Raw genomic sequence first — 12,414 nt, forward strand, 5'->3', positions numbered from 1 at the left:
CAGAAGACGACAGCAGGGGAGCGCGAGACGTGCGGCCAGTCGGCAGCAAATACCTGCTCGAGGAGCCGCTCGGGCGCGGCGCCACGGGCACCGTCTGGCGTGCCCGCCAGCGGGAGACCGCGGGTGCCGAGGCGGCCGTCGCCGGGCAGCCCGGCGAGACGGTGGCCATCAAGGTCCTCAAGGAGGAGCTGGCCCAGGACGCGGACATCGTCATGCGCTTCCTCCGGGAGCGCTCCGTCCTGCTGCGCCTGACGCACCCCAACATCGTGCGCACCCGCGACCTGGTGGTCGAGGGCGATCTGCTGGCCCTGGTCATGGACCTGATCGAGGGCCCGGACCTGCACAAGTACCTCCGGCAGAACGGCCCCTTCACCCCCGTCGCCGCGAGCCTGCTGACCGCGCAGATCGCGGACGCGCTCGCCGCCAGCCACGCCGACGGCGTGGTGCACCGCGACCTGAAGCCCGCCAACGTGCTGGTCGACGAGCGCGGCGGGCAGATGCGCCCGATGCTCACCGACTTCGGCATCGCCCGCCTCGCGGACTCCCCGGGCCTGACCCGCACCCACGAGTTCGTCGGCACCCCGGCCTACGTGGCCCCCGAGTCCGCCGAGGGCCGCCCGCAGACTTCCGCCGTCGACATCTACGGCGCCGGCATCCTGCTCTACGAGCTGCTCACCGGCCGGCCCCCCTTCGCGGGCGGCACGGCGCTCGAGGTGCTCCACCGCCACCTCAGCGAGGAGCCGCAGCGTCCTGCGAGCGTGCCCGAGCCGCTGTGGACCGTCATCGAGCGCTGCCTGCGCAAGGAGCCGAACGAGCGCCCCAGCGCCGAGAGCCTGGCCCGCGGGCTGCGCGTGGTCGCCGCCGGCATCGGCGTGCACTCCACGGCCGCCGAGGTGGAGGCCGCGCTCGGCGTCGGCGCGCTGCTCGCACCCGACCCCTCCCCGGCGCCGGTCCCCGAGACCCCGGGCATCGTGGGGGCCGCGGACGCCACCCAGGTGCTGCCCGCGGGCGCCCAGTCACCCATGGGCGCGTACGACCCGAACGCCATGACCAGCGTCATGCCGCCGGTCGGCGCGCCCGGCGGGGCGGACCCGACCTCGGTGATGCCGCCCGTGCAGCAGCCGGACCAGCCGCATCCGTGGGAGTCGCAGATGCGCGCCGCCCGCGACCGCAACGAGCAGACGCAGATCCAGTACCTCGACCCCAGCGAGGACCCGCTGCGCCGCCGCCCGCAGCGGCAGGCCCCTCCGCCGCCGCAGCACAGGCCGCAGCAGCCCCCGCAGCAGCAGTACCAGCAGCCGCAGCAGCCTCAGTACCGGCAGCCCCAGCAGCAGTACGCGCCGCCGCCTCCGCAGCACTACCAGCCGCAGCAGCACCAGCCCCAGCCGTACCAGCAGCCGCAGCCCCCGCAGCAGCCCCAGTACAGCCAGCCGCAGCCGCCTCCCCGGCAACAGCCCCCGCAGCAGCAGCCCCCGCAGGGTCCGCCGCCCCGGCAGCAGGCCCCGCGCGAGCCGCGCCGCCGCAGCGCCAACCCGGTACGGATCCCCGGGCTCGGCTGCCTCAAGGGCTGCCTGGTCATGATCGTCCTGTTCATCGTGGCGGGCTGGCTGATCTGGGAGCTCACCCCGCTCCAGGAGTGGGTTGGCACCGGCCGGGGCTGGTGGGACCAGCTGTGGAGCTGGGGCAGCGGCATCGCCGACTGGATCGGCTCCCTCGGGGACGCGGCGGGCTCCGCTCAGCCCTGACCGGACCCCGTAGCGCCGAGTTCGTTGATTTGTCGACTTCTGGGACGTGATTTCGCCCGCAGAAGTGAAGGTCGCCGCGAATCCGGGCCCCTGCTGGCCCTCAACGCCCACCCGGCCGCGTAGCTTTGGTGCGTACGCCAGCCGCTGAGGGAGCAGTCGTGGCACGGAAGATCGGCAGCCGGTACACCGCGCACCAGATCCTGGGGCGCGGCAGCGCGGGCACGGTGTGGCTGGGCGAGGGGCCTGACGGGCCCGTCGCCGTCAAGCTGCTGCGCGAGGACCTCGCATCCGACCAGGAGCTGGTCGGACGGTTCGTCCAGGAGCGCAGCGCCCTGCTCGGCCTGGAGCACCCCCACGTCGTCTCCGTCCGCGACCTCGTCGTCGACGGCAACGACCTCGCCCTCGTCATGGACCTCGTCCGCGGTACGGACCTGCGCACGCGCCTCGACCGCGAGCGCCGCCTCGCCCCCGAGGCGGCCGTGGCCATCGTCGCGGACGTCGCGGACGCGCTGGCCGCGGCGCACGCGGCCGGGGTCGTCCACCGCGACGTCAAGCCCGAGAACGTCCTGCTGGACATGCAGGGCCCGCTGGGCCCGGGCGGTGCGCACCCGGCGCTGCTGACCGACTTCGGCGTCGCCAAGCTGATCGACACCCCGCGGCGGGCCTCCGCGAGCCGGGCCTCGGCGCCGACCACGCGGATCATCGGCACCCCGGACTACCTCGCCCCGGAGATCGTCGAGGGACTGCCCCCGCGGGCGGCGGTGGACATATACGCCCTGGCCACGGTCCTGTACGAGCTGCTGGCGGGGTTCACCCCGTTCGGCGGGGGGCACCCGGGAGCGGTGCTGCGCCGGCACGTCACCGAGACCGTGGTCCCCCTTCCCGGCATCCCCGACGAGCTGTGGCAGCTGATCGTGCAGTGCCTGGCGAAGGCCCCCGCGTCGAGGCTCCGCGCGTCGGAGCTGTCGGTCCGCCTGCGGGACCTGCTGCCGCTGCTGGCCGGGATGCCGCCGCTGGACGTGGACGAGCCGGACGACGCGGATCCGGAGCCGGCCCCCGCGCAGGAGCCGGCCGCCGCCGATCCGGTCCGCCGCCGGGGCGTGGTCCCCCTGGTCCCGGGCTCCGCCACGGACTCCAACCGCGACACCCACACCTCGATGCGCGTGCCGGGGCCGGACGAGCTGGCGGGCGGCGCCCTGGGCACCGCCCGGGTCCCCCGCCCGGCGGGCGGCCACCGCCCGGGCTCGGCCCGCCACCGGGCGGAGGCCGCCCGCAAGCGGCGCCTGGTGCTGTCGGCGTCCGCCGTCGCCCTGGCCGCGGCCGTCGGCCTGGGCGCCTGGATCGCCGCCTCCGGGGACGACGCCCCGCCGCCCCCGCAGGACACCAAGCAGTCGAGCCCCCGCACGCCGTAGGGCAGACGCGGCGCCGCGCGCTACGCCGCGACCAGCTCGGGGTGCCAGCGCCGCGCCACGGCCGGGTGGGCGCGGACCCAGCCCTTCAGCTCGTTGCGCCCGTACTCCGCGTGCAGCGGGTTCGACGCGTCGTGCGCGATGCCGGGCGCCGTCGCCAGGTAGTCGCCCGGGACCGTCTCCACCACCGCGTCCAGCCGCGGGTTGTAGAAGAACGGCACCGAGTACCGCTCCACCGCGCCCGGCGGGCTCACCACCCGGTGGTCCGTCGCCGTCAGATAGCCCTCCGTCGCGATCTCCAGCAGCTCGCCCAGGTTCACCACGAAGGCACCGGGCACCGGCGGGATGTCCACGTAGCCCCCGTCCCGTACCACCTGGAGGCCGCCCACCGAGTCCTGCAGGAGCAGGGTGAGGAAGCCGTAGTCCTTGTGCGCGCCGACGCCCTGGTCCTCGCCCGTCGGGGCCGATCCCGGGTAGCGGATCAGCTTCGTGTGCAGGTGGGGGCGGTCCGCGAAGGCCTCGTCGAAGAAGTCCGGCGGGGCGCCGATGGAGGCCAGGATCTCCCGCAGCAGCCGGTGGGCCACGCCCGCGAGGCGGGACTGCCAGTCCAGGACCACATCGCGCAGCTCCGGCAGCGCCGCCGGCCACTGGTTCGGGCCCTCCAGCCACAGGTACGCCGGGTCGTCCGGCCCCACCACCGGCGCCGGACGCTCCGCGCCCACGTCCAGCTGGTCGCGCCAGTCGAAGGCCCCGCCGGTCAGCTCGTGGCCTATCCGGGTGTAGCCGCGGAAGTGCGGGGAGTTCAGATTGCTCACGGCGAGCCGGTCGGCTTCCGGAAGGGCGAAGAAAGCCCTGGTCAACTCCAGCATCCGGGCACTCTCGGCGTCGGTGACGCCGTGCCCGGTGAGGTGCAGGAACCCGGTGTCCCTGGCCGCTGCGTGCAGCGTCTTGAGGAAGTCGGCCCGCTGGGCCGGGTCGTCCGCCCGGGAGAGGTCCAGGACGGGCAGGGAGGAGTGCGCGGACGGCATGACGGCTCCGTTTCGGATGTCACGGGGTCCTGTTCCCCTTCGGGTGGCGGGGGCCGCGGGAGGAGGGGGCCGCCGGCAGGGATGGCGCCGGGACCGCTTGGGCCGCGTACAGGACCAAGTCGGATCGGGGTGGATCAGGCTTGGGGATGGTCCGGCGGCAGACAGCTCGACGTCGTGACGCGCATGTGGTCGACATGGCGGCGCTTCACGAGGCGCGTGACGAAGAGAACGGTCATACCGTGAGCGTACGCCCGTGCGACCGGCCATCAGTACGGGTGATCCGGCCTGCCCGGACGGCCCCGCCCGCGGACCGGCTACGCTGGACCCGTGGCAGTCGTCGATGTTTCCGAAGAGCTGAAGTCCCTCTCCTCGACCATGGGGTCGATCGAGGCCGTCCTGGACCTCGACAAGCTGAGGGCAGAAATCGCCGTGCTCGAGGAGCAGGCCGCCGCGCCGTCCCTGTGGGACGACCCGGACGCCGCTCAGAAGATCACGAGCAAGCTTTCGCACCTCCAGGCAGAGGTCCGCAAGACCGAGAACCTGCGCGGCCGGATCGACGACCTCGCGGTCCTCTTCGACCTCGCCCAGGAGATGGACGACGCGGACACCCTCGCCGAGGCGGAGACCGAGCTGGTCGCCGTCCGCAAGGCCCTGGACGAGATGGAGGTCCGGACCCTGCTCTCCGGCGAGTACGCCGAGCGCGAGGCCCTGGTCAACATCCGCGCCGAGGCCGGCGGCGTGGACGCCTCCGACTTCGCCGAGCGCCTCCAGCGCATGTACCTGCGCTGGGCCGAGCGCCACGGCTACCCGACCGAGGTCTACGAGACCTCGTACGCGGAAGAGGCCGGCATCAAGTCGACCACCTTCGTCGTCAAGGCCCCGTACGCCTACGGCACGCTCTCCGTCGAGCAGGGCACCCACCGCCTCGTGCGGATCTCGCCCTTCGACAACCAGGGCCGGCGCCAGACCTCCTTCGCGGGCGTCGAGGTGCTGCCGGTCGTCGAGTCCAGCGACCACGTGGAGATCGACGAGGGCGAGCTGCGCATCGACGTGTACCGCGCCTCCGGCCCCGGCGGCCAGGGCGTCAACACCACCGACTCGGCGGTGCGCATCACCCACATCCCGACCGGCATCGTGGTGTCCTGCCAGAACGAGCGCTCGCAGATCCAGAACAAGGCCAGCGCCATGAACGTCCTCCAGGCCAAGCTGCTCGAGCGGCGCCGCCAGGAGGAGCAGGCCAAGATGGACGCCCTCAAGGACGGCGGCAGCTCCTGGGGCAACCAGATGCGCTCCTACGTCCTGCACCCGTACCAGATGGTCAAGGACCTGCGGACGGAGTTCGAGGTCGGCAACCCGCAGGCGGTGCTCGACGGCGAGATCGACGGCTTCCTGGAGGCCGGCATCCGCTGGCGCAAGCAGCAGGAGCAGACCGCGTAGCCCACGGCCGCGCGCAAGCACGCGGAAAGGGCCCGGACACCAGGTGTCCGGGCCCTTCCGCGTGCTTGCATGATCGGTACGTCTACGCGGTCTGCTGGGCCACCAGTGCCAGCGCGGCCACCAGGATCACCATGAGGGCGACGAGCGCCACGGGATTCAGGCCGGAGAAGGGGCCCTCCTGCTGGAGGCGCTCCCGGTTCGCCCGGCACACAGGGCAGCGGCCCTGGCTTACGGGTGCCGCGCAGTTCGCGCACACGAGCCGGTCATATGTCATGCGCTCCTCCTCTCGTCCCCTTCACACTGCGACACCGACTACAACGCGGTGGGGAACGAGACCGTTCCCCCTACCACTGTGCCAGCTTCGCCGGCATTCGGCGCGGCCCCTCAGGGCAATCGCGGACCCGGCCCGCTCCGGATCCTCCCGGACCAGGGGATAAAAGGGGCAAGTCCGGTTGCCGGGTCCACACCCCGCGCCCGTTCGCGTATGGTCACGCACACCTACTCCCGGCGACCGTGGTGCACCGTGATCCGATTCGACAGCGTCTCCAAGTCCTACCCGAAGCAGAACCGCCCCGCACTCAGAGATGTCTCCCTGGACATCGCCAAGGGCGAGTTCGTCTTCCTGGTCGGCTCCTCCGGCTCCGGCAAGTCCACCTTCCTGCGGCTCATCCTGCGCGAGGAGCGGGCGAGCCACGGCCAGGTCCACGTCCTGGGCAAGGACCTCGCCAAGCTCTCCAACTGGAAGGTGCCGCAGATGCGGCGCCAGCTGGGGACCGTCTTCCAGGACTTCCGCCTGCTGCCCAACAAGACGGTGGCCGAGAACGTCGCCTTCGCGCAGGAGGTCATCGGCAAACCGCGGGGCGAGATCCGCAAGGCCGTCCCGCAGGTCCTGGAACTCGTGGGCCTCGGCGGCAAGGAGGACCGGATGCCCGGCGAGCTCTCCGGCGGTGAGCAGCAGCGCGTGGCCATCGCCCGCGCGTTCGTCAACCGCCCCGCCCTGCTCATCGCGGACGAGCCCACCGGCAACCTCGACCCGCAGACCTCCGTCGGGATCATGAAGCTGCTGGACCGGATCAACCGGACCGGCACCACCGTGATCATGGCGACCCACGACCAGCAGATCGTCGACCAGATGCGCAAGCGCGTCATCGAACTCGAACAGGGCCGACTCGTGCGCGACCAGTCGCGCGGCGTCTACGGCTACCAGCACTGAAAGGTCCCTGAGACGCAATGCGCGCCCAGTTCGTCATGTCGGAGATCGGCGTCGGTCTCCGTCGCAATCTCACCATGACCTTCGCGGTCATCATCTCCGTGGCCCTGTCGCTGGCCCTGTTCGGTGGCTCCCTGCTCATGCGCGAGCAGGTGAGCAAGATGAAGGGCTACTGGTACGACAAGGCCAACGTCTCGATCTACCTCTGCAACAAGTCGGACGCCGAACAGGCCACCGAGGCCGCCAACAAGGCGGCCGGGTCGGGCGACCTGGGCGTCGCCACCTGCCGCAAGGGCGCGGTGACCGACGAGCAGAAGAAGCAGATCGAGGCCGAGCTCAAGCAGATGTCCCTGGTGAAGTCCGTCGCCTACGAGTCGGCGGACGAGGCCTACAAGCACTACCAGGAGCAGTACGGGCACACGGCGCTGGCCTCCTCCATCACCCCCGACCAGATGCAGGAGTCCTTCCGGGTCAAGCTCAAGGACCCCGAGAAGTACAAGGTCGTCACCTCGGCCTTCACCGGCCGGGACGGCATCCACACCGTCGACGACCAGCGCCAGGCCATCGACGACCTCTTCAAGATCCTCAACTACCTCAACGTCGCGGCCCTCGCCATCATGCTGATCATGCTGATCGTGGCGCTGCTGCTGATCGTCAACACGGTGCGCGTCTCGGCGTTCAGCCGGAGGCGGGAGACCGGGATCATGCGGCTGGTGGGTGCCTCCAGCTTCTACATCCAGGTCCCCTTCATCATGGAGGCGGCCGTCGCCGGGCTCATCGGCGCCCTGTTCGCCTGCGTGATGCTCGTCTCGGGCCAGTACTTCGTCATCGACCACGGCGTCGGCCTGCGGGACAAGATCCAGATCATCGACTTCATGGGCTGGACCTCCGTCCTCGCCAAGCTGCCGTACGTGCTCTTCATCGGGCTCCTGATGCCCTCGGTGGCCGCGTTCCTCGCATTGCGCAAGTACCTGAAGGTGTGACAAGCGCCCCGTGAGCGGTCCGGTCAACCCACCGTACCGGCGCGGGGCTTGTCCTAGACTCGGCGCCATGCTGGGCTTGCCGAGTATTCCCGCCTCGTGTCTGCGGCCCCGCGACCTGCGTCGCGGGGCCGTTTTGACGTTGGCTTTCCTCGCGGCCGTCGCAACCGCGGCGAGCACCGGCTGCTGGGACCGCGAGGACGCCACCGCCGCCGCCCTCACCGCCCGTACCGGGACCGCGGCGGCCGAGCCGCCCCGGGCCGCGGGCACCGCCGACCGCGAGGCCGTGGCCCGCGCCGCCGCCGAGGCCGTCGCCGACGGGAAGTCCGGCAAGAAGGCCGCCCAGGAGGTGGTCAGCCGCAGCGGCGACCGCTGGGGCACCGTCTACGACCAGGGCGAGTACGCCGCCTTCGCCGAGGGTCTCGACGGCCGCTGGACCGGGGTCGGGCTCTGGGCCCGGCGCGGACCCGAAGGCCGCATCGAGGTCGACAAGGTCCAGCCCGCCGGCCCCGCCGCCCGGGCCGGCGTACGCGCCGGGGACCGGCTGCTGAGCGTCGACGGGCACGCCGTCACCGGCCTCGCCGTCACCGACGTCATCGCCCTGCTCCGCGGCGAGGCCGGCACCCCCGTCGTACTGAACCTGAGCCGCGAGGGCGCCGACCTCACCGAGACCGTCCGCCGTGAGCAGCTGCGCACCGAGCCGGTGACCGTACGGCAGCTCCGCGACGGGATCACCGTCATCAAGGTGGCCTCCTTCACCCGCGGCTCGGGCGAGCGGGTCAAGGCCGCCGTCCGCGCGGCCCCGGCCGGCGCCGGGGTCATGCTCGATCTGCGCGGGAACCCGGGCGGGCTGGTCGCGGAGGCGGTGACGGCCGCCTCCGCGTTCCTGGACGGCGGGCTCGTGGCGACGTACGACGTACGGGGCGACCAGCGCGCCCTGTACGCCGACCCGGGCGGGGACACCGCCCGGCCGCTGGTGGCCCTGGTGGACGGCGGCACGATGAGCGCGGCCGAGTTGGTCGCCGGCGCCCTCCAGGACCGCGGCCGGGCCGTGGCGGTGGGCAGCCGGACCTTCGGCAAGGGCTCGGTGCAGATGCCCACCGAGCTCCCGGACGGCTCGGTGGCCGAACTGACCGTGGGCACGTACCGCACCCCGGCGGGCCGCAGCCTCGACGGCGGCGGCATCACCCCGGACGTGGCGGCGGGCGCGGGCGTCGAGGAACGGGCCGCGCAGGTATTGGGTGGCCTCGGGGTGGGTCCGTAGTGCGAAAATGACCGCACTATGGCTAAGGAAAAAGGGCGCAAGCTGATCGCCCAGAACAAGAAGGCGCGGCACGACTACACGATCCTCGACACCTATGAGTGCGGTCTCGTGCTCACGGGCACCGAGGTCAAGTCCCTGCGCCAGGGCCGTGCCTCGCTCGTGGACGGCTTCGTGTCGGTGGAGGGCCGTGAGGCCTGGCTCTACAACGTGCACGTGCCGGAGTACAGCCAGGGCACCTGGACCAACCACAGCGCCCGGCGCAAGCGCAAGCTCCTCATGCACCGCGAGGAGATCGACAAGCTGGAGCGCAAGGCGGACGAGTCGGGTCACACGATCGTGCCCCTGTCGCTGTACTTCAAGGACGGCCGCGCGAAGGTCGAGATCGCGCTGGCCAAGGGCAAGAAGGAGTACGACAAGCGGCAGACGCTCCGGGAGAAGCAGGACACCCGCGAGACGAACCGGGCGATCTCGGCGATCCGCCGCAAGCAGCGGGGCACGGTTTAATCACCTGGCACGTGGTGGTCCACTTCGCGTACCATGGCGTCAGCGCCGCCCCCCGGGGTGGAGCACATTGTTAAAAAAACATGGGGATGATCGGTTTCGACAGCGGATGTCGATGCAGGGGAAGCGAGCCGAGGAAGCGGCAATGATCTCGCTAACCACATGTCGCAAACAATAATCGCCAACTCCAAGAGCGATAACTCCCGCTTCACCCTCGCTGCCTAATAACAGTGAGCTGAAGCCTCTGTGAGGAGCGTCAGCCCGGAAGTGGTCCCGGTCCGGATCCTGGCGTCAATGAGGGATCTAAACCTCTAGCCCCGGTCACGGGGGTTGGAGGGAAATCAAACAGTGACTGAGCCCGTCGGAGACTTGTCCGTGTGATCTCCGGGGCCGAGAAAAGCGCAGCGGACTGCGCTCGGAGAAGCCCTGCTTCTGCACCGTTGGACGCGGGTTCGATTCCCGCCATCTCCACTCATCCCATGTGGGCAAAGGCCCCTCGACCTGCGAAAACTTCGCGAGGTTGGGGGGTCTTCGTCATGTGGGAGCACGACGGGAGCACCACCCTTCAGGGAGCGTGACGGATGCGGTGGTGCGTCAGGTGCCCGGGTGTGGGGGCTGACCGTCGTTGGCGGTGAGGACCTCGATCCCGCAACGCGGCTTCTGAACGCCCCGTTTGATGCGAGCGTCCGCCGTCAGCAGGGGGACGCCCAGTGCCTCGGCGAGGGCGACGTATGTGGCGTCGTAGGCGGAGAGGCTGGCGTACAGCTTTCGGATCCGGGCGAGCAGCGGGCCGGTCTCGTGCCGCTGTACGCGCAGCCCCTGGTAGGTCTTGAAGTGCTCGTCGAGGCTCGTGGGGTCGATTTTGGCGCCGCGGGCCAAGCCCAGGAGAGCGGACGCGACCTCCGTGTCCAGGAGGTAGGGAGCGGCGAGAGTGTCTTCCTCGCCGATGCGCCGGCGGGCGGCGGCGCCACGGGAGCCCCTGTCCGTGAGGAACAGGACCAGGGCGGAGGAGTCCACGACGATCAACGGCCCGCCCTGCCCGCGTCGATGACGTCCAGGACGTCCTGGACGTCGATGTCGTCCGTGGCGTAGCGCTCGGCGCGGTCGGCCATTTCGGCGAGCGTGGGCTGGGTGGCGTCTTTGGTGACGAGGCTGAGCAGGTAACTCTGGAGGGACTGTCCGGCCTCGGCGGCTCGGACCTTTATGCGGCGCGCGATCTCATCGGGGACGTCCCGGATCGTGAATGCGGTCATGACTGCATTTTATCGTCAATGCAGTCACTTCACAGTCGCTCGACGGTGGGCGTCCAGGGTTCGATTCCCGCCATCTCCACTCATCCCATGTGGGCAAAGGCCCCGCAGCCTCTCGGCTGCGGGGCCTTCGTCATGTCCCCCGGGCGGGGGCGGCTGCTAGCAGAACGGGACCTTGTTGAGGTTCAGGGCGTAGCGCGCGGAGATCCAGCCACGGCCGTCGGCGAGCTTGTACCAGATCGAATTGCCTTCGACGTTCTGGCCGTTGACCTTGCACTGGAGCGCGACCACCGTGCCGGTCAGGGCCTTGCCCTTCTTCGCGTACTGCGTGCCGGGGCCGGAGCGGATGCCGAGGCCCTTGCCGGGGGCGACGATCTTGGCCTTCGGGGCCTTGGACGGCTTCGGCGGCTTCGGCTTGTCGTCGTGGTGGCCGCCGCACTTCTTGCAGCGGCCCGGCTTGCCCTTGTCGCCCTTGTCGCCCTTCGGTCCCTGAGGTCCGGCGGGTCCCTGGGGTCCGGCGGGACCTTGAGGTCCGGCGGGTCCCTGCGGGCCGGCGGGGCCTCCGGAGGGGCCCGTGTCGCCCTGCGGTCCCTGGGGTCCGGCGGGTCCCTGGGGTCCGGCGGGTCCGGACGGGCCGGACGGGCCGCTGGAACCGGTCGCGCCCTGCGGTCCCTGAGGTCCGGCGGGGCCCTGCAGTCCGGCCGGTCCCTGCGGACCGGCGGGTCCGGCGGGACCGCTGGCGCCCGTGTCGCCCTTGGGGCCGGCGGGTCCCTGGGGGCCGGCGGGGCCTCCGGAGGGGCCCGTGTCGCCCTGCGGTCCCTGAGGTCCGGCGGGGCCCTGAGGTCCGGCGGGGCCCTGGGGGCCCTGGGGTCCGGCGGGGCCGGCGTCACCGCGGTCTCCCCGGTCGCCGCGGTCGCCCTTGGGACCGCGCTCACCCTGGTCGCCGCGGTCTCCCTTGTCCCCCTTGTCGCCCTTCTCGCCCTTGGGGCCGGGCTTCCCGGGCTTGCCGTCGTGGCCGGGGTGGCCGGGCTTGCCGTCGTGGCCGTCGTGGCCGTGGTGCCCGTCCTCGCCCCGGGGACCGGTCGGGCCGGTCACCGCGGTGGCCACGGCGAACAGGGCGGGCGCCTCGGCGCCGGTGGCCCACTCGCCGCCGTCCAGCGTCGTGCCCTCCGGGGCGTTCGCGTCCACCCGGACGGTGACGCCGAGCCGGGTCTGCTCGTTGGCGGGGAAGACGAAGCCCGCACGGGTCGCGGCCTCGCAGGTCAGCTGCCGGGCGTCGCGCGAGAGGGTGCACGGGGAGGCCGCGCGCCGGCCGTTCCAGTAGAAGCGGGCCTCGGGGAAGGTGGTCCGTTCCGGAGCCGTGATCCGGAAGGTGCCGCTGACGGCCCGCTCCGTCCCGTTGGCGGCGGCGATGAGGACGCGGCCCGTCCGGCCCGGAGCGATCGAGGGGACGTACGGCTGCGAGAACCGCAGGCCTGCCGAGTCGGCCAGGGCGGGTACGGCCGGTACGAGACAGGAGGCGGTGACGGCCGCGACGATCACGGCCGCCGAAACGGAGCGGTGAGCAGACAAGGATGTTCCTCCGCGAAG

The 12,414-nt window shown here is 71.7% G+C and carries 12 protein-coding genes and 1 other RNA gene; 8 read left to right on the top strand and 5 right to left on the bottom strand.

Annotated elements, in window-relative coordinates; genetic code table 11:
• The first annotated feature begins 29 nt into the window (after nucleotides 1–29).
• Together AB0D44_RS14725 and AB0D44_RS14730 are read left to right on the top strand one after the other, a co-directional pair.
• On the top strand, nucleotides 30–1,745 hold the full coding sequence (locus tag AB0D44_RS14725) for a protein kinase (RefSeq protein ID WP_362589718.1): 1,716 nt from the start codon (nucleotides 30–32) through the stop codon (nucleotides 1,743–1,745).
• Between the two features lie 158 nt (nucleotides 1,746–1,903).
• Complete coding sequence (locus AB0D44_RS14730; RefSeq protein ID WP_362589721.1) at nucleotides 1,904–3,157, top strand: serine/threonine-protein kinase; 1,254 nt, start codon at nucleotides 1,904–1,906, stop codon at nucleotides 3,155–3,157.
• 20 nt (nucleotides 3,158–3,177) lie between these two features.
• On the opposite strand, the gene AB0D44_RS14735 is transcribed toward AB0D44_RS14730, so the two are convergent.
• On the bottom strand, nucleotides 3,178–4,182 hold the full coding sequence (locus AB0D44_RS14735) for a 2-oxoglutarate and iron-dependent oxygenase domain-containing protein (protein ID WP_362589724.1): 1,005 nt from the start codon (nucleotides 4,180–4,182) through the stop codon (nucleotides 3,178–3,180).
• Between the two features lie 327 nt (nucleotides 4,183–4,509).
• On the opposite strand from AB0D44_RS14735, the gene prfB reads away from it, so the two are divergent.
• Entirely contained in the window at nucleotides 4,510–5,619 is a 1,110-nt protein-coding gene (prfB, locus tag AB0D44_RS14740; protein ID WP_362589727.1) for a peptide chain release factor 2, read from the top strand.
• An 82-nt stretch (nucleotides 5,620–5,701) separates the two neighbouring features.
• On the opposite strand, the gene AB0D44_RS14745 is transcribed toward prfB, so the two are convergent.
• Entirely contained in the window at nucleotides 5,702–5,893 is a 192-nt protein-coding gene (locus AB0D44_RS14745; RefSeq protein ID WP_362589730.1) for a hypothetical protein, read from the bottom strand.
• 249 nt (nucleotides 5,894–6,142) lie between these two features.
• Between AB0D44_RS14745 and ftsE the strand changes: the two genes are divergently transcribed.
• The 5 genes from ftsE (at nucleotide 6,143) to ssrA (ending at nucleotide 10,048) form a co-directional block, all read left to right on the top strand.
• The gene (ftsE, locus tag AB0D44_RS14750; protein WP_069923855.1) at nucleotides 6,143–6,832 is read left to right on the top strand and encodes a cell division ATP-binding protein FtsE; all 690 of its coding nucleotides are present in this window, start codon (nucleotides 6,143–6,145) and stop codon (nucleotides 6,830–6,832) included.
• Nucleotides 6,833–6,849: 17 nt separating this feature from the next.
• Nucleotides 6,850–7,812: a permease-like cell division protein FtsX gene (gene ftsX / locus AB0D44_RS14755; RefSeq protein ID WP_362589733.1), complete on the top strand. Its 963-nt coding sequence runs from the start codon at nucleotides 6,850–6,852 to the stop codon at nucleotides 7,810–7,812.
• Between the two features lie 67 nt (nucleotides 7,813–7,879).
• On the top strand, nucleotides 7,880–9,073 hold the full coding sequence (locus AB0D44_RS14760) for a S41 family peptidase (protein WP_362589736.1): 1,194 nt from the start codon (nucleotides 7,880–7,882) through the stop codon (nucleotides 9,071–9,073).
• A gap of 18 nt (nucleotides 9,074–9,091) precedes the next feature.
• The gene (smpB, locus tag AB0D44_RS14765; RefSeq protein WP_362589739.1) at nucleotides 9,092–9,577 is read left to right on the top strand and encodes an SsrA-binding protein SmpB; all 486 of its coding nucleotides are present in this window, start codon (nucleotides 9,092–9,094) and stop codon (nucleotides 9,575–9,577) included.
• A gap of 82 nt (nucleotides 9,578–9,659) precedes the next feature.
• Nucleotides 9,660–10,048, top strand: a transfer-messenger RNA (tmRNA) gene (gene ssrA / locus AB0D44_RS14770).
• A gap of 120 nt (nucleotides 10,049–10,168) precedes the next feature.
• On the opposite strand, the gene AB0D44_RS14775 is transcribed toward ssrA, so the two are convergent.
• The 3 genes from AB0D44_RS14775 to AB0D44_RS14785 all read right to left on the bottom strand — a co-directional run bounded on the left by AB0D44_RS14775 (nucleotide 10,169) and on the right by AB0D44_RS14785 (nucleotide 12,396).
• A complete protein-coding gene (locus AB0D44_RS14775; protein WP_362589845.1) occupies nucleotides 10,169–10,591 on the bottom strand; it encodes a type II toxin-antitoxin system VapC family toxin in 423 nt (140 codons plus the stop codon).
• Nucleotides 10,592–10,596: 5 nt separating this feature from the next.
• Nucleotides 10,597–10,827 carry an antitoxin gene (locus AB0D44_RS14780; RefSeq protein ID WP_362589741.1) on the bottom strand — a complete coding sequence of 77 codons (231 nt, stop codon included), beginning with the start codon at nucleotides 10,825–10,827 and terminating at the stop codon, nucleotides 10,597–10,599.
• 156 nt (nucleotides 10,828–10,983) lie between these two features.
• On the bottom strand, nucleotides 10,984–12,396 hold the full coding sequence (locus AB0D44_RS14785) for an SH3 domain-containing protein (RefSeq protein WP_362589744.1): 1,413 nt from the start codon (nucleotides 12,394–12,396) through the stop codon (nucleotides 10,984–10,986).
• Nucleotides 12,397–12,414 lie beyond the last annotated feature (18 nt).

Source organism: Streptomyces sp. NPDC048349, assembly GCF_040651925.1.
GTDB lineage: Bacteria > Actinomycetota > Actinomycetes > Streptomycetales > Streptomycetaceae > Streptomyces.

Bases quoted from the DNA above. Each gene is read 5' to 3' on its own strand.
- AB0D44_RS14735 (WP_362589724.1), bottom strand. From the start codon at position 4,182: ATGCCGTCCGCGCACTCCTCCCTGCCCGTCCTGGACCTCTCCCGGGCG.
- smpB (WP_362589739.1), top strand. From the start codon at position 9,092: ATGGCTAAGGAAAAAGGGCGCAAGCTGATCGCCCAGAACAAGAAGGCG.
- AB0D44_RS14780 (WP_362589741.1), bottom strand. From the start codon at position 10,827: ATGACCGCATTCACGATCCGGGACGTCCCCGATGAGATCGCGCGCCGC.
- ftsX (WP_362589733.1), top strand. From the start codon at position 6,850: ATGCGCGCCCAGTTCGTCATGTCGGAGATCGGCGTCGGTCTCCGTCGC.
- AB0D44_RS14760 (WP_362589736.1), top strand. From the start codon at position 7,880: ATGCTGGGCTTGCCGAGTATTCCCGCCTCGTGTCTGCGGCCCCGCGAC.
- AB0D44_RS14745 (WP_362589730.1), bottom strand. From the start codon at position 5,893: ATGACATATGACCGGCTCGTGTGCGCGAACTGCGCGGCACCCGTAAGC.